This window comes from Leucobacter sp. wl10 (assembly GCF_003569785.1).
In the GTDB taxonomy this organism is placed as follows: Bacteria; Actinomycetota; Actinomycetes; order Actinomycetales; family Microbacteriaceae; genus Leucobacter.
On sequence record NZ_KZ984004.1, the window covers coordinates 1 to 16,118 of the forward strand.

Here is a 16,118-nt window from a genome sequence, read left to right on the forward strand (position 1 = left end):
CCCCCGGCACACACCGAAAGACCCCGAACAGCAACCTGCCTAACTTACCACTCTGATTCGCTCTCCGCAAATCCGCTCACCCGCAACGAGTGAGCGCGAGAAACCTGACCTCTTCGAGGAAGTGTCTCAGTGGTGAGATCGAGAGTCCCACTTTACCCACCAGGACAGAACCTTTCAAGCCCCATCCGGGTGATCTTCGTGAGATCCGATTCGCAACCGATCCGGGCCGCTTTCGCGTCCCGCTTCGTCGCGCTGACAAGGGAATACGTTACGCGGATCCAGACCGCCCCGCAACACGGGGCGGGATCCCGGGCGTGTCCCCGCAGAATTCAGCAGATCCAGCGATCCAGCGTCTTCACACGGGGTCGCCGAGATCGCTCACTCGCCGTACTCCTCGGGCCCCGGTCCGCCCGCAGTCGCCATCGCGCTCTTCATCACGGCGCCTCACCCCCTCCGAGCTTCACGCGCGCCTCGCCCGTACTTCTGATGCGCGGCCTGCTTCGAGACGCCGAGCACCGCCGCGATAGCGACCCAGCTCTCCCCCGCGTTGCGCGCCCGCCGCACCAGCACCGCCTCCTGCCGCTCGAGCTCGCGTCGCATCCGCATCACCGCGTCGAGCGCGATGAGCACGTTCTCCTTCTCGCTCGCCTCCGCGAGTTCCCGCAGCCTGTCCGTGTCCATGCGTCAATTCCGATTGACGTGACCTCAGGAAGTCAAGCAAGGTTGACGGGGTTCGCTCGGCGCGGAGCGGCCGAAACGGGCCCTCGAGGGGACCGATCCGAACGCACGGCCGCAGGGTGCTTAGATGGACGGGTGAACGAGAGCCCCGCACCCGCGCAGCACCTGCCCTCCCCCGCCGACTTCGGCTTCGAGATCGTCGGCCGCCTCGAGCGCGGCGGGGCCCGCGGCACCGGCGACAAGCCGCTCGGCCGCGCGGGCACGATCCGCACCCCGCACGGCGACATTCAGACCCCCGCGTTCATCCCGGTCGGCACCAAGGCGACGGTCAAGGCGCTGCTCCCGGCCACCGTGCACGAGCTCGGCGGCCAGGCGGTGCTCGCCAACGCCTACCATCTCTTTCTGCAACCGGGCAGCGACCTCGTCGACGAAGCGGGAGGGCTCGGCGCGTTCATGAACTGGGACGGCCCGACCTTCACCGACTCCGGCGGCTTCCAGGTGATGTCGCTGGGCGTCGGCTTCAAGAAGGTGATCTCGATGGACGAGAACGCCCACCAGAGCGACGAGGTGATCGCCGAGAACAAGGAGCGCCTCGCTCACGTCGACGAGGACGGCGTCACCTTCAAGTCGTTCCTCAACGGGGATCGACACCGCTTCACCCCCGAGGTGTCGATGCGCATTCAGCACCAGCTCGGGGCCGACATCATCTTCGCCTTCGACGAGTGCACGACCCTCATGAACACGCGCCGCTACCAGGAGGACTCCGTCGACCGCACCGCGCGCTGGGCCGTGCGCTGTCTCGACGAGCACGCCCGCCAGACCACCGCGCGCGGCCACCGCCCCTACCAGGCGCTCTTCGGGATCGTGCAGGGCGCGCAGTACGAGGACCTGCGGCGCAGGGCGGCGCGGGGCATCGCCGAGATGACCGGCGCCGAAGCCGAGGATCTGCGCTTCGACGGCTTCGGCATCGGCGGCGCGCTCGAGAAGCGCGAGCTCGGCACCATCGTCGGCTGGGTCGGCGACGAGCTGCCCGAGGACAAGCCGAGGCACCTGCTCGGAATCTCGGAGCCCGACGACCTCTTCGCCGCCATCGCGGCCGGCGCCGACACGTTCGACTGCGTCGCCCCGTCACGACAGGCCCGCGGCGGCACCCTGTACTCGAGCACCGGGCGGATCAACGCCAAAGCGGCCGCACAGCGACGGCGCTTCGAGCCGCTCGATCCCGAGTGCGACTGCTACACCTGCGAGAACTACACCGCGGCGTACCTGCACCACCTCTTCAAGGCGAAGGAGATGCTCGCGTCGACCCTCGCCACGATCCACAACGAGCGCTTCATCGTGCGGCTGGTCGACCGGATCCGTCAGTCGATCATCGACGACGCCTTCGCCGAGTTCCGCGAGGAGACCCTGGGACGCCTCAGCGGGCGCTGACCCGGGCTCAACGGGCGGCCGCGCGCTTCTCCGCGTCTCGGACCGCCCTGATCACGCGGGTGGTCACCGGCAGCAGCACCACCTCCGCGAGCACCTTCACCGCGTACCCGAGCACCACGTACATCACGAAGTCCAGGCCGGTGATGATCCCCGCGAACGCGATCGTGCAGAAGAGCAGCGTATCGATGAGCTGACCGGCGACGGTCGACGCGATGAGCCGGGTGCGCAGCAGACGGCCCGAGGTGCGTCGGCGCATGCGGTCCAGCACCCACGCGTTCAGCAGCTGCCCCGCGAGGAACGCGACCAGGCTCGCGGCGACGATGCGCGGCACGAAGCCGAGCACCACCGCGAAGGCCTCCTGGTTCTCCCACCCGTCGGCCGGCGGCGACACCTGCACCGCGAGGATCGTGAGCGACGCGAGCAGCGCCAGCCCGAACGCGGTGAAGATGGCGCGCCTCGACGCCCTCAAACCGTAGACCTCGGCGATCACGTCGCCCAGGATGTAGGCGAGCGGGAAGAGGAACACACCGCCGTCGAACACGAGCGGCAGCGAGAAATCGCCGAAGCCGACGGCGCCGAACGCGATCGGCTTCACCGCGACCACGTTCGAGATGAGCAGGATCCCCACGAACACCGCCGATATGGCCGCGTATCGGCTGCCCGAGGCAGCCGCGCGGGCGCCCGGCGTCAAACGGGCCATGTCGTCGTCGGTCCGCGCGTCCATCGTGGTCACCACTTCGTCCGTCCCCCTCATCTCGCCCACTGTAGCCGGTTCACGCGTCGATCAGCCCGACGCCCAGCGCGCCGCGGATCATGTCCATGTTGAGCTTGGCCGCAACCCTGGCCCCGCTGCCCGCGGCGATGATGAGCTGCTGAGGCCCCGGCGGCACGATGTCGCCGACGGCGTAGACGCCCCGGATCGAGGTCTCGCCGCGGTCGTCCGTCACCACCAGCCCCCAGTCGTCGCGATCGATGCCGAGGTCGCCCAGGAACTCGACGGGCGCGTGCCACCGCGGGCGCACGAAACCGCCGACGCGCGGGATCACCTCGCCGTCAACGAGCCGCACGCCCGTCATCTCCGCCCGCTCGCCCACGATGTCGTCGATGGGGCGCCGCTCGACGCGGATGCCGACGGCGGCGAGCTGCCGCTCCTGCGGCGGCGTCACGGTTGCGGCGGCGTTGGTGAACACGACGAGATCGGAGCTGAAGCGGCTGATGAGCAGCGCCCGCGCGAAGACATCGCTCGTCTCGCCGATGAGCGCGAGCGGCTTGTCGGTCTTCTCGAATCCGTCGCACTCCACGCAGCTGTGCAGTGCCGTGCCGTAGTAGGCGCGGATCATGGGGAAGGGCGGGAGCTCCTCGGTGAGCCCCGCGGCGATGAGCACGCGGCGTGCGACGAACTCGGCGTCGGTCGAGCCGCGGATCCCGGTGCCGCGCACGCGGAACCCGATGCCGTCGGGGAAGCCGGCCGCGAGCGCTTCGCCGCGGTCGAGCGGCGCGACCTCCCGGGTGACGGCCTGCGCGTAGATCGAGGTGGGGTACGACTCGAACTCCTCGCGGCCGAGTCGGCGCAGTTCGAGCGGCGGCGCGCCGTCGCGGGTCAGGAAGCCGTGGGAGCGGAGGGTCGCGGAGTGCCTCGGCCGGTTGCTGTCGAGGATCGCGACGCGCCGATTCGCCCGCACGAGCTGCAGGCCCGCCGAGAGCCCGGCGGGGCCGCCGCCGATCACGGCGACGCCTATCGGGGCTTCGCGGTCCTCCGCCGTCATGCCGGCTCCGAGTCCTCCGCGAGGCGGGCAGCCAGGCGCCGCAGCCGCGCGAGGGACTCCTCGCGGCCGAGCAGTTCGAACGACTCGAACAGCGGCGGCGACACGCGGCGACCGGAGGCGGCGACACGCAGCGGCCCGAAGGCGAGCCGCGGCTTGAGACCGAGCCCGTCGACGAGGGCGGCCTGGAGGGCGGCCTGGATCGGCTCCGTGCGCCACGACTCCTCGGGCAGCGCCTCGAGCACGGCGATCCCGGCCTCGAGCGTCTGCGGGGCGTCGTCCTTGAGCGACTTCAGCGCGTCGTCCTCGTAGACGAGGGCCTCGGCTGCGGTGAACAGGAAACCGAGCATGCCCACCGCCTCGGAGAGCACCGTGATGCGGCTCTGCACGAGCGGCACGGCCCTGCGAACCGTCTCGCGCTGCGCCTCGGAAGGCTCCACGGGGAGCGCGCCGCCGGCGATGAGATAGGGCAGGATCCGCCGCCCGAAGTCGTCCTCGGCGAGCAGCCGGATGTGGTCGGCGTTGATGGCGTCGGCCTTCTTCTGATCGAAGCGGGCGGGGTTCGGGTTGACGTCGGCGACGTCGAACGCCGCCACCATCTCCTCTCGCGAGAACACGTCGCGATCCGGGGCCAGCGACCAGCCCAGCAGCGACAGGTAGTTGATCAGCCCCTCCGGGATGAAGCCGCGCGCGCGGTGGCCCAGCAGGTTCGACTCGGGGTCGCGCTTCGAGAGCTTCTTGTTGCCCTCGCCCATCACGTAGGGAAGATGGCCGAACTGCGGTATCTCCCGCTCGATGCCCAACTCGACGAGGGCGCGGTGCAGCGCGATCTGCCGAGGCGTTGATGAGAGCAGATCCTCGCCGCGCAGCACGTGGGTGATGCCCATGAGCGCATCGTCGACGGGATTGGTGAGGGTGTAGAGCGGCGCGCCGCCCGGGCGCACCACCACGAAGTCGATCGTGGAGCCGGCGGGGAAGGAGATGTCACCGCGCACGAGGTCGGTGAAGGAGAGATCGGTGTCGGGCACGCGGAAGCGCAGCGCCGGCGTACGGCCCTCCGCGCGGAAGGCCGCGCGCTGCTCGTCGGTGAGGTCGCGGTCGTGGTTGTCGTAGCCGAACTGCTTGGGCCGGCCGGCCGCCTCGTTGCGGGCGTCGATCTCCTCCGCGGTCGAGTAGCTCTCGTAGAGGTAGCCCGCCTGCTCGAGCCGGGCGGCGACGTCGCGGTAGATCTCGCCGCGCTGCGACTGCCGGTAGGGCCCGTGCGGACCGCCGACGTCGATGCCCTCGTCCCAGTCGAGGCCCAGCCAGCGCAGCGAGTCGAGGATCTGCGCGTAGCTCTCCTCGCTGTCGCGCGCCGCGTCGGTGTCCTCGACGCGGAACACGAAGGTACCGCCCGTGTGCCGGGCGTACGCCCAGTTGAACAGGGCCGTGCGCACCATGCCGACGTGCGGGACGCCCGTCGGCGAAGGGCAGAAGCGCACGCGCACGTCGCCGCCGGTGGCGCTGGAGAACTGGGGAGAGGCGCTAGTTGACATCGCCCCCTAGTCTATCGATTGGCGCCGCCCGCGCAGGGACACCGCGGCGGAGACGCCCAGAACGACGAGCGCCCCCGCGACCGCCGCGAGCACCGGGAATCCCCCGATCGCGAAGACAAGGCCGGAGGCCCCGCCGGCCGCCGCTCCGGCGGCGTTCATCGCGGTGTCGGACTGCCCCTGGCGCCTCGGGCGCGCCTCCACCGGGGTGACCTCGGTCAGCAGCGCCGATCCGGCGACCGTCACCATGCTCCACCCGATGCCGAGCAGCACCAGCGCGACCTGGACCACCGGCATCGATTCGCCGCCGAGGCCCGCCCCGAGCACGGCCAGCGCCAGCACGGAGAACCCGAGCAGCAGCACCGGCCGCGCGCCGATCCTGCCCGAGAGCATGCCGAACACCGGCGAGAGCGCGTACATTCCCGCGATGTGCAGGCTGATGGTGAGCCCCACCAGCGTGATGCCGCCGCCGTGCTGCGCGATCTGGAGCGGGGTCATCGCCATGACGGACACCATCGTCGCGTGAGCCAGGGCGATGAGCGCGATCGCCAGGAACTGCGGCGCCCGCCCGCCCGGCCCGCCGCCCGTCGACGACCGCCGCGGGGAGGGGCCGTCCGCGGCGGCCGCCTCGGCGAGCCGCCGGGACTCGAGCAGCGGATCGGGCCGCAGGCCGCACCAGACGACGATCCCCGCGGAGAGCTGCGCGCCGATGGTGAAGATGAAGATCCCCGCGAGGCCCGGCAGGCCGAGCGCCTCGCCCAGTATCTCGCCCGGTGTGATGAGGTTCGGGCCGATGACGGCGCCCACGGTGATCGACCAGACCACCAGCGAGAGGTCGCGCGCCCGGTTCTCGGGTACCGCGAGGTCGGCGGCCGCGAAGCGCGACTGCAGTTGCACCGCGCTCGCGACGCCCAGCACCGCGAGCCCGGCGAAGAGCAGCGGGGAGAAGCCGGCCGCCGAGGCGGCGATGATGGCGACGGCCCCCAGCACCGCGACGGCGTTGCCGGACGCCAGGGCGACGCGACGCCCCCGGCGGGCCGCGAGCCGCGCGAGCGGCATGCCCGCCAGCGCCGCCCCCACCGCGTTCATCGTCGACCCGAGGCCCGAGAGCGCGTCGTTGCCGGTGACCTCGGCGATGAGCAGCGCGCCCGCCGACAGCGAGGCGCCGACGCCCAGGCCGCCCAGCACCGTCGCCAGGGAGAGGATCGCGACGATGCGGCGCTGCGCGCCGTTCTCGACCGCGCGCCCGGAGACCGCGCTCAACCGACGGGCTCCAGCCCCCAGCGCGCACCGTCGACGCCCGCGAGCAGGCGCTTCGCGAGGCGCACCTGCGGGCTCTCGTTCGCCGTGACCATCGAGACCAGGCCGATGGTGCGGTGGCGCGCGGGCTCGAGCGGCAGTGCGCTCGCGCCCTCGGGCAGCGTGCGCGCCGCGGCCAGGGCGAGGCCCGGCACGAGCGCGACGGCACCGCCGGCAGCCGCCATCGCGAGCATAGCGGGCACGTTGTCGGTCTCCTGGATGATGTCCGGCTCGAAGCCGGCCTCGCCGGCGGCCGTGAGCAGGTGCCCCCGGCACTTCTCGCAGCCCGCGATCCAGTGCTCCGCGGCGAAGTCCGCGAGGTGCGCGCTCTCGCCGCGGTGATCGCGCTCGTCGGAGACGACCAGTCGCACCTCCTCGCGCCAGAGGGGCAGGAACGCGCTGCCCGCCGGCAGCTCGGCCGCCCCCGCGTAGTCGAAGACGAGCGCGCAGTCGACATCGCCGTCGCGCAGCATCGCGGTGGCGGCCGGCGGCTCGGCCTCGCGGTACTGCAGCGACACGTTGGGGGCCTCCTCTGCGAGCTCGCGCATCAGCGCGGGGACGATGGTCGCGCTCGCGCTCGGGAAGCCGACGAGCCGCAGGGTGCCCGCCCGCTCGCCGCGCAGATCGTCGATGGCCGCGATCGCGGCGTCGATCTCGGCGACCACCGTACGGCCGTGACCGGCGAGGATGCGACCGGCGGAGGTGAGCCGGATTCCCCGCCCGCTGCGCTCGATGAGGGGCACCGCGAGCTTCGTCTCGACGCGCTTGATGCGCTGGCTCACGGCCGGCTGGCTCAACCCGAGGCTCGCAGCTGCGGCGGTCAGCGAGCCGGTGGTGGCGAGGGCGTGCAAGATGCGCAGCTCGGTCGAGTCGATCGAGCCGAGCGGATCGGCGTTGCGCAGCGTCGTCATGCCACCGATGGTAACGCCAACATAACCTCAAATGAAACAAAGCACAGGAATGATTCTGTTTCATTATGCGTCGCGTTCTCCCAGTCTGGCTGCATGACCGCATCCGCACTCGGCACCTCGCCGGCCGACGCCGCAGCGTCGCCCTTCACCGAGCTCGGCTTCGCCGCGGGGCGCGGCTACCTCTCCGCGTGCACCGCCGGCCTCGCGGGAGTGGCCCCCGATCGCGTTGCGCTCGGCTCCCAGGTGTCGCAGCTGGTCTCCGTGGTCGCGGGGTGCGCGTGCGCTACGCTCCGGTCGACCGGCTCGCGGAGCAGCTCCGGCCGGAGACGGCGCTCGTCGCGTTCTCGCTCGTGCAGTCCGCGAGCGGTGAACTCGCCGACGCCGAGGCGGTCCGCGCCGCCGCCGCGCGGGTGGGCGCCCGCACGCTCGTCGACCTCACCCAGGCGCTCGGGTGGTTGCCCGTCGGCGCCGGATCCTTCGATTTCACCGTCTGCCACGCCTACAAGTGGCTGTGCGCGCCCCGCGGCACGGCCTTCCTCACCGTGCGGGCCGGCCTCGACGAGCAGCTCGTGCCGCTCGCCGCGGGCGCCGGGCGATTCGACGTCTCCCCCGCCTGGCCGGCGATCGGCGGCACCGAGGCCGCGCTGCGTTACTGTGGCACTTGTGACCGACGGATTCGAGCGCTACCCCGAGCGCGGCAAGAAGAAGTACCCGACCGTGCAGGCGATGATCGTGGGGATCCTCATCCTCGCACTCGGCGTCTACGCCTCGGTCGGCTCCGCCCGCGAGGGCGAGTGGCTCACGGCGGCGGGCACCGTCTGGCTCGCCCTCACGTTGGGACTCGGAGGCGTCGGCATCGGCCTCATGGGGCGCCCGGCTCGCGCGCCGTTCCGCTTCCTCAACGCCGTCGTCATGACTCGGGCCGAGCGCGCGCCCGTCGACTCATGGGTGCACGTCGCACCGACGAAGGCGCTCCCCTGGCCTCTCCTGCTCGGCAACGTGCTCTTCACGCTCGGCATGTGCGTCGGCCTCGTCTTCGCGGCGCTGCAGCTCATCGGCACGATCCCGCGGCTGAACGCCGAGACGACCCCCGCCGCGCTGCTGATCGCGATCGTCGCGTGCCTGCTCTTCGCGGTCGTCAGCGGCGCGCTCGCCTATCTGAACGTCGCGCGGAAATGGCGCAACGGGCGCTTCGGGGCGCGCCCGAGCGGTGTCGCGCTCGGCGAGAAGACCGTGAGCATCCGCATGCCGGGTCGCGACAGCGAGATCACGTGGGAGTACATCCGCACCGTCCGCCCCGAGATCATCGGCAGTCACCGCCGGCCGACCGCCGCGATACGGCTCGAGCTCGACCCCGCGGCGGGCGTTCCGGGGAACGTGCAGATGCTCGCGGCCGAGGGGTACACCGTGCCGATCGACGCGCTCTACTCCGCGCTGCGCTGGTACGCCGCGCACCCCGGTGCTCGGCGGGAGCTCGGCCGCACCGAGGGCGAGCGCCGGATCGAGGGCTGGCGGCGCGACGCCCTCGCGGTCGAGGTGCCGCAGACGTCCGGCCGGCTGTGACGGCCGGCGGCTTCCCGCGCCGAGGAACCGTCAGGACGCCGCGAACGCCGCCGCCTCCGCCCTGTCCTGCTCGGTGGCGACGAGCTGCCCGCAGGCGCCGTCGATCTCCTTGCCGCGGGTGTCGCGCAGCGTGGTCGGGATCCCGGCCGCGTTGAGGCGGTCGACGAACTCGCGGGTGACCTCGCGCGTCGACGCGGTCCAGATCGAGCCGGGCGTCGGGTTGAGCGGGATCGGGTTGACGTGCACCCACCCGCGGCCGCGCGCGTTGAGCTTGTCGGCCAGCAGATCGGCGCGCCAGCCGTGGTCGTTCATGTCCTTGATGAGGGCGTACTCGATCGAGACCCGCCGGCCCGTCGTCTCGTAGTAGTGGTAGGCGGCGTCGAGCACCTCCTCGACCTTCCAGCGGCTGTTGACCGGGATGAGGTCGTCGCGCAGTTCGTCGTCGGGCGCGTGCAGCGACAGCGCGAAGGTGATGGGAATGCGCTCGTCGGCTAGCTTGCGGATGGCGGGCGCGAGCCCCACGGTCGAGACGGTGATGCCGCGGGCGGACATGCCGAGGCCCTCGGGCGCCGGGGCGATCATGCGGTGCACCGCGTTCATGACGCGCTTGTAGTTGGCGAGCGGCTCCCCCATGCCCATGAACACGATGTTGTTCACGCGCTCGGGCTCCGCGCCGTCGCCCGGCTCGCGCGCGCGCCCGAGACCGCCCTCGGCGATCACCCGGTTGGCCTGAACGACCTGGTCGAGGATCTCCGCGGTGGACATGTTGCGGGTGAGGCCCGCCTGACCGGTCGCGCAGAACGGGCAGTTCATGCCGCAGCCGCACTGGCTCGAGACGCACAGCGTGATGCGGCCCGGGTAGCGCATGAGCACCGATTCGACGAGCGCCCCGTCGAAGAGGCGCCACAGAAACTTGATCGTCGCGCCGTCGTCGGTGACGAGCCGTTTCACCTCGGTGAGGAGCGGTGGGAAGAAGGCGCGCGCCAACTCGTCCCGGCGATCCTTCGGCAGATCCGTCATCTGCTCGGGATCGGTGGTGCGGTGCTCGAAGTAGTGCTTCGACAGCTGCTTGGCCCGGAACTTCGGCAGGCCCATCTCGACGACCCTCGCCTCGCGCTCCGCGAGCGTCATGTCGGCGAGGTGGGTGTCGGGCTGCTGCACCCGGGGCGACGCGAACTGCAGCGTCGGCCGGCCATCGGGGTTCGTGATCTGCTTCCAGCCCTCGGCCTTCGGGCGGATCTGCGGGCGGGCCCCTCCGGAGGGTCGCGTCTTGATCAGCTCGCCCCGCGGCGCCTGCTGGGAAGGGCGCGCGGGCTGCGCGTCGTGGTTGAGCTTGTTCGGATCCATCGCTCCCATTGTCTCATCCGCCGGCTGTGCGCCCCGGCGGCGAGCTCAGAACTCCTCGTAGACCGCGGGATCCTGACCCTTCAGGCGGCCGTCGGGGCGGCCGAGCGCGGTGATCGCCGCAACCTCGTCCGGCGCGAGCGAGACCTCCGCCGCGGCCAGGTTCTCGCGCTGGCGGCCCGGATCGGCCGACTTCGGCAGCGGCACGACCCCGCGCGCCACGTGCCAGGCGAGAATCGCCTGCACCGGCGAGACGCCATGCGCGGCGGCGATCTCGCCCACCACGGGCTGCGCGGTGACGTCGTTGCCGCGCCCGACGGGGCTCCAGGCCTCGACGATGATGCCGCGCTCGCGGTGGTACTCCACGGCCTCGGCCTGCGGGAAGTAGGGGTGCAGCTCGATCTGGTTGACCACCGGGCGCACGCCGGTCTCAGCCTCGAGGCGCTCGAGATGCTCCGGCAGGAAGTTGGAGACGCCGATGTGGCGCACCAGCCCGCGATCGCGCGCCTCGACGAGGGCTCGCCAGGCCTCGTCGTACCGGCCGACAGCGGGGTTGGGCCAGTGGATCAGGTACAGGTCGATCGCGTCGAGCCCCGTGCGGTACACGCTCTCCTCGACCGTGCGCAGGGCGGCGTCGAACTCGTGATGGCGGCCCGGCAGCTTGCTGGTGACGATCACCGACGCGCGGTCGGCGTCCGCGTCGCGCACCCCGCGACCCACGGTCCCCTCGTTCTCGTAGTTGAAAGCCGAGTCGACGAGCCGGTAGCCGGCCTCCACGGCTGATCGCACCGAGGCCGCCCCGGCGATCCCGTTCAGCCCGTAGGTGCCGAGCCCAATGGCCGGCAGTGCGAATCCGTCGTGTGCGCGCTGTTCGATCATGCCCTCCACTCTAGGCCCGTGAGGCGACGGAGCGTTAGAGCAGCCTCGAGCGGATCAAGAAGCGCTGCCCCTCGGGCGCCTCCAGCGAGAAGCCGCTCCCCCTCCCCGGCACCGCGTCGACCGTGAGATGGGTGTGGGCCCACACCCCGAACTGCTCGCGCGACATCCAGAAGCCGATCTCCCGGTTCGCCTCGGCACCGCCGGTGCCGGAACCGGCCGCTCCCGGGAGCGGGGGCAGCTCGAGGGTGCCGAGCAGCACGTCCTGCCCGCCCGTCCTGAACTCGCCGTCCTGGTAGCACATAGGAGAACTGCCGTCGCAGCAGCCGCCCGACTGGTGGAACATGAGCGGTCCATGCATCGACCACAACCGCTCGATCAGCTCGAGCGCCGCCGGCGTAAAGGCCAGCCGGCTCTCGATCTCACCCTCCACCTCCGCTCTAGCGTCCACCGTGCCAGGGATCGGGGCGCTCCCCGAGGGGGCCGGAGCCCCCGCGGGGAGATCGCAGCTGTCGCCGGCACTCATCAGAAGAAGCCCATCGGATTCTCGTCGTAGCTGACGAGCAGGTTCTTCGTCTGCTGGTAGTGGTCGAGCATCATCAGGTGGTTCTCGCGCCCGATGCCGCTCGACTTGTAGCCGCCGAAGGCCGCGTGCGCGGGATAGCTGTGGTAGTTGTTCACCCACACCCGGCCCGCCTCGATCGCGCGCCCCGCGCGATAAGCGGTGTTGCCGTCGCGGCTCCAGACGCCGGCGCCGAGACCGTAGAGCGTGTCGTTGGCGATGCGGATCGCATCGTCGAAGTCGGCGAAGGTGGTCACCGACACAACCGGCCCGAAGATCTCCTCCTGGAAGATGCGCATCGAGTTGTCGCCGCGGAAGATGGTCGGCTGGATGTAGAACCCCTCCGCGAACTCGCCCCCGAGCTCCTCGATCCCGCCGCCCGTGAGCACCTCGGCGCCTTCCTGGCGGCCGATGTCGAGGTACGACCTGATCTTCTCGAACTGGTCGTTCGACGCCTGCGCGCCCACCATCGTGTCGGTGTCGAGCGGGTTGCCCCGCGTGATGCGCTCGGTGCGCTCCACCACGGCGTCGAGGAAGTCGCCCGCGATCGACTCCTGGATCAGCGCGCGCGACGGGCAGGTGCAGACCTCGCCCTGGTTCAGGGCGAACATCGCGAAGCCCTCCTGCGTCTTGTCCCAGTAAGCGTCGTCCTTCGCCATCACGTCCTCGAAGAAGAGGTTGGGGCTCTTGCCGCCGAGCTCCAGCGTGACGGGGATGATGTTGTCGGAGGCGTACTGCATGATGAGGCGGCCGGTCGTGGTCTCGCCGGTGAACGCGATCTTGCGGATGCGCTTGTTCGACGCGAGCGGCTTGCCCGCCTCCGCGCCGAAGCCGTTCACGATGTTGACGACGCCGGGCGGCAGCAGATCGCCGATCAGCTCGAACAGGAACATGATCGACGCCGGCGTCTGCTCGGCGGGCTTGATGACGACGGCGTTGCCCGCGGCGAGCGCCGGGGCGAGCTTCCAGGTGGCCATGAGGATCGGGAAGTTCCACGGAATGATCTGCCCGACGACGCCGAGCGGCTCGTGGAAGTGATAGGCGACCGTGTCGTGGTCGATCTGCGAGATCCCGCCCTCCTGCGCGCGGATCGCGCCGGCGAAGTAGCGGAAGTGGTCGATGGCGAGCGGGATGTCGGCGGCCAGCGTCTCGCGCACCGCCTTGCCGTTGTCCCAGGTCTCGGCCACCGCGATGGCCTCGAGGTTCTGCTCGATGCGGTCGGCGATCCTGTTCAGGATCACCGCGCGCTCGGCGACGCTCGTCCTTCCCCAGGCAGGCGCGGCGGCGTGGGCCGCGTCGAGAGCGACCTCGATGTCCTCCGCGGTGCCGCGGGCGACCTCGCAGAAGGCCTTGCCGGTCACCGGCGACACGTTCTCGAAGTACTGCCCCTTAACGGGCGGCACCCACTCCCCGCCGATGTAGTGCTCGTAACGGCTCTTGAAGCTCGCGGGCGAGCCGGGCTGGCCCGGTGCTGCGTAGACGGTCATGGCTGTCTCCTTCGACGTCGCTGTCAGGACCCCTCATCCCTCGTCGGGATTCGGTTACGGGCAGGTTACGCGCGCCGACGTTGCATCAACGTTGCAGGGTCTCGAGCCTCGCGACGACCCGGGCTCGCTTCGGGGAGAGCGGCGGCAGCACCTGCAGCAGCGTCTCCCACACCTCCGCGTCGTCGGCGGCCCAGTTCTGGGCGTACTCGAACAGCGGATCGGCCGCCGCCGACTGCAGCACCGACTCCCGCAGCGTCCCGTCGACCTCGGCGCGCAGCCGCTCGGCGACCGGAGCATCGGAGGCCGGCAGCACCGGCCCCTCGTAGGCGGCGAGCGCGAGCCGGTGCGCTCCGCGCCCGAGCGCCTCGAGCGTCTCGACCGCATCGATGCGCAGCGCGCGGTCGAGGCGGTAGGGGCGCGAGAGCAGGCCGATCCCGCGCTGTCCCAGCCACCTGCGCAGCCGCACCATCTCGGCGCGAAGGGTCTGCTCCGACGCGGCGTCGCCGTAGACCTGTTCGGCGAGGGCGGCGGCCCCGAGCCCCTGCGGGGCGCCCGCGAGGGCGAGCAGGATCTCGGCGTGCCTGCCGCTGACGGGCATCGATCCGTCGGCGTGCTCGAGCAGCGCGGGATCGCGCCCCAGCAGCACCAGCCGCGGCGCGATCGGCGCGGCCCGGCGCCTCGGCCGCTCGCTCTCGATGAGCGAGCGCAGCGACTCGAGCTTCAGCTCGGCCTCGACCGCGGCGAGCGTCGCCTCCACGAGCGGGAGGATGTGCGGCGACGCGGCGACGTCGCCGCCCGTGACGTCGATGACGCCGATGATGGCCCCGCTCGCCGGGTCGTGCACGGGTGCGGCGGTGCAGCTCCACTGGTGCACGGCGCGGTTGTAGTGCTCGGCTCCGAGCACCTGGATCGCGTGGTCGAGCGCCAGCGCACTGCCGGGGGCGCTCGTGCCCACCGCCGCCTCCGACCAGTCCATCCCCGCACGGAATCCCATGTCCTCGGCCCTCGACCGCAGCCCCGGATCGCCGTCGAGCCACAGCAGTCGGCCGGCCGCGTCACCCACGGCCACGATGAGTCCCGAGTCGCCGGCCTCCTCGAAGAGCAGCCGCTGCACGACGGGGAGCACCCGCGCGATGGGGTGGACGCGGCGCAGCTCCGCCAGCTCCTCGCCGGTGAGGGCGGGCCCCTCGGGTGCGCGGAACGGATCGATCGTGCCCTGCTGCGACCTCAGCCAGGACTCCACGACCACCGGGCGCAGCTCGGCCCGGGCGGCGAATCGCTCGAGCGAGGCGGGATCGTCGGCCGATACCGCCCCGGCGATGAAGGCCTCGTGCGCCTGTGCGAGACGTCGGCGCCGCTCACGGGCCGACTCGCCGCTGCGCAGTGCGCGCCACTCGCTCGCCACTCCGGCTCCTCCTTCGCAGCCCGTCCCCCGCCTCTTCCGAGGGTAGCCGAGAACCGCGCCGGCCACGACCGTCGCGCGAGGCGGATCCGCCCCGGGGCGCAGAGTCGTCGGCGCGCTACGATCCCGAGCGGTAGAGCGCCAGCAGCCCGGCGACGCCGTCCGACTCCCAGGCCTCGAGCTGCTGCTGCGCCGGACCGCGGTCGGCTCGCCGCCGCGCGACGAACCGCTCGACCAGTTCGGCGTCGCCGGCTGCGCTCAACTCGTCGGCCGCGTGCTCGAGCATCGCGTCGACCAGCTGGAACGCCGGACGCGGCTCGCCGTCCAGTGGATCGAAGAGCCGGCCCCGCAGCCCGTCCCGGGCGGCCAGCCAGTGCGCGCCGCGCAGCAGGTCGGGCTGCGGGTACGTCGGGAGCTCGCCGAGCTCGTACTCGCGCAGGCCGCGAGCCGCGAGTGCGCGAAAGATCATGGCGAGGGCGATCGCGTCCTCCGACTCGAGCTGCGCATCGGCCGTGCGCAGCTCGATCGTGGGGAATCGCTCCGAGAGCCGGATCGACCAGTTCACGAGCGCCGTGTCGACGAGCGCCCCCGCCCGCACGAGTCCGGCTACCACGCTCCGGTACTCGGAGCCGTCGGCGAAGGCGGGCGGGTAACCGGAGGTGGGCCACTGCTGGGTGAGCAGATAGCGCCAGCTGGCGTACCCTGTGCGCTCGCCCAGGTAGACGGGCGAGTTGGCGGCGAGAGCGGCGAGGGTCGGCGACCAGCGGGCGAAGCGGGCGATCGCCTGCACGCCGGCGTCTCGCGAGGGAACCTCGACGTGCACGTGGGCGCCCGTCGAGTAGTAGCGCGCGACCGATCCGCGCGCCGAGTCGGCGATCTCGAGGTAGCGGGGCTTCGCGACGACCCGGCCGGGCTCGTCGCCGCCGACGGGGGGCAGGCCGGTGCCCGCGAGCACCAGTCCCAGCTCCTCAGCCGCGGCCGCCGCCGTCGCGCGGAACCCGCCGAGAGCGTCGCGCGCCTCGTCGGCCCGCTCGCAGACAGGGGTGGCGGTCTCGAGCTGGCAGTGGAAGAACTCGTGCTCGGCGCGCAGTCCCGGCAGCGCCTCGATCAGCTCCTCGGCGCCGTCGCTCGGGAGCCCCGACTCCGCGTCGAGCAGCAGGTACTCCTCTTCGACACCGAACCTCGGCGCGCGGGTGGAAGCTGCGACCATCGCACCACCTGCCCTTCTCGCAAGAGTTCCAGTGTGGCACAGGCCGCCCTCCGCGATCGC

General features: G+C 71.6%; 14 protein-coding genes and 1 pseudogene. 3 read left to right on the forward strand and 12 right to left on the reverse strand.

What is annotated here, in order from left to right; translation table 11 throughout:
- Window positions 1–444: 444 nt before the first annotated feature.
- The gene (locus D1J51_RS13910) at window positions 445–681 is read right to left on the reverse strand and encodes a hypothetical protein (RefSeq protein ID WP_119076155.1); all 237 of its coding nucleotides are present in this window, start codon (window positions 679–681) and stop codon (window positions 445–447) included.
- A 132-nt stretch (window positions 682–813) separates the two neighbouring features.
- Between D1J51_RS13910 and tgt the strand changes: the two genes are divergently transcribed.
- Window positions 814–2,109 carry a tRNA guanosine(34) transglycosylase Tgt gene (gene tgt / locus D1J51_RS13915; RefSeq protein ID WP_119076157.1) on the forward strand — a complete coding sequence of 432 codons (1,296 nt, stop codon included), beginning with the start codon at window positions 814–816 and terminating at the stop codon, window positions 2,107–2,109.
- 7 nt (window positions 2,110–2,116) lie between these two features.
- Here the strand turns inward: tgt and D1J51_RS13920 are convergent, their stop codons facing one another.
- Genes D1J51_RS13920 through D1J51_RS13940 form a run of 5 tightly spaced genes read right to left on the reverse strand, consistent with a single transcriptional unit; the run spans window position 2,117 to window position 7,614 of the window.
- Window positions 2,117–2,863 carry a queuosine precursor transporter gene (locus tag D1J51_RS13920; protein ID WP_240423293.1) on the reverse strand — a complete coding sequence of 249 codons (747 nt, stop codon included), beginning with the start codon at window positions 2,861–2,863 and terminating at the stop codon, window positions 2,117–2,119.
- A 19-nt stretch (window positions 2,864–2,882) separates the two neighbouring features.
- Complete coding sequence (locus D1J51_RS13925; RefSeq protein ID WP_119076160.1) at window positions 2,883–3,875, reverse strand: NAD(P)/FAD-dependent oxidoreductase; 993 nt, start codon at window positions 3,873–3,875, stop codon at window positions 2,883–2,885.
- On the reverse strand, window positions 3,872–5,407 hold the full coding sequence (gene gltX / locus D1J51_RS13930; protein ID WP_119076162.1) for a glutamate--tRNA ligase: 1,536 nt from the start codon (window positions 5,405–5,407) through the stop codon (window positions 3,872–3,874). Before gltX ends, D1J51_RS13925 begins: the two co-directional genes overlap by 4 nt.
- Before the next feature lie 6 nt (window positions 5,408–5,413).
- Window positions 5,414–6,667, reverse strand: a complete 1,254-nt coding sequence (locus tag D1J51_RS13935; protein ID WP_119076164.1) for an MFS transporter — start codon at window positions 6,665–6,667, stop codon at window positions 5,414–5,416.
- Window positions 6,664–7,614, reverse strand: a complete 951-nt coding sequence (locus D1J51_RS13940; RefSeq protein WP_119076166.1) for a LysR family transcriptional regulator — start codon at window positions 7,612–7,614, stop codon at window positions 6,664–6,666. The genes D1J51_RS13935 and D1J51_RS13940 overlap by 4 nt, the downstream gene beginning before the upstream one ends.
- A gap of 65 nt (window positions 7,615–7,679) precedes the next feature.
- Between D1J51_RS13940 and D1J51_RS13945 the strand changes: the two are divergent.
- Together D1J51_RS13945 and D1J51_RS13950 are read left to right on the forward strand one after the other, a co-directional pair.
- A pseudogene (locus D1J51_RS13945) lies at window positions 7,680–8,156 on the forward strand (aminotransferase class V-fold PLP-dependent enzyme); the annotation flags it as partial.
- A 121-nt stretch (window positions 8,157–8,277) separates the two neighbouring features.
- A complete protein-coding gene (locus D1J51_RS13950) occupies window positions 8,278–9,177 on the forward strand; it encodes a hypothetical protein (RefSeq protein ID WP_119076168.1) in 900 nt (299 codons plus the stop codon).
- A 30-nt stretch (window positions 9,178–9,207) separates the two neighbouring features.
- Here D1J51_RS13950 and rlmN read toward each other — a convergent pair whose 3' ends face one another.
- The 6 genes from rlmN to D1J51_RS13980 all read right to left on the reverse strand — a co-directional run bounded on the left by rlmN (window position 9,208) and on the right by D1J51_RS13980 (window position 16,058).
- Window positions 9,208–10,524 (reverse strand): dual-specificity RNA methyltransferase RlmN, encoded by a 1,317-nt coding sequence (gene rlmN / locus D1J51_RS13955; RefSeq protein ID WP_119076274.1) that lies wholly within the window; start codon window positions 10,522–10,524, stop codon window positions 9,208–9,210.
- A gap of 45 nt (window positions 10,525–10,569) precedes the next feature.
- Window positions 10,570–11,400 carry an aldo/keto reductase gene (locus tag D1J51_RS13960; RefSeq protein ID WP_119076170.1) on the reverse strand — a complete coding sequence of 277 codons (831 nt, stop codon included), beginning with the start codon at window positions 11,398–11,400 and terminating at the stop codon, window positions 10,570–10,572.
- A 34-nt stretch (window positions 11,401–11,434) separates the two neighbouring features.
- Window positions 11,435–11,923 (reverse strand): DUF779 domain-containing protein, encoded by a 489-nt coding sequence (locus D1J51_RS13965; protein ID WP_119076172.1) that lies wholly within the window; start codon window positions 11,921–11,923, stop codon window positions 11,435–11,437.
- Window positions 11,923–13,446, reverse strand: coding sequence for an acetaldehyde dehydrogenase ExaC (locus D1J51_RS13970; RefSeq protein WP_119076174.1), 1,524 nt, complete (start codon window positions 13,444–13,446; stop codon window positions 11,923–11,925). Before D1J51_RS13970 ends, D1J51_RS13965 begins: the two co-directional genes overlap by 1 nt.
- An 85-nt stretch (window positions 13,447–13,531) precedes the next feature.
- Window positions 13,532–14,851, reverse strand: a complete 1,320-nt coding sequence (locus tag D1J51_RS13975) for a sigma-54-dependent transcriptional regulator family protein (RefSeq protein ID WP_240423295.1) — start codon at window positions 14,849–14,851, stop codon at window positions 13,532–13,534.
- A 115-nt stretch (window positions 14,852–14,966) separates the two neighbouring features.
- Entirely contained in the window at window positions 14,967–16,058 is a 1,092-nt protein-coding gene (locus tag D1J51_RS13980; protein WP_119076176.1) for a carboxylate-amine ligase, read from the reverse strand.
- Window positions 16,059–16,118: the final 60 nt, after the last annotated feature.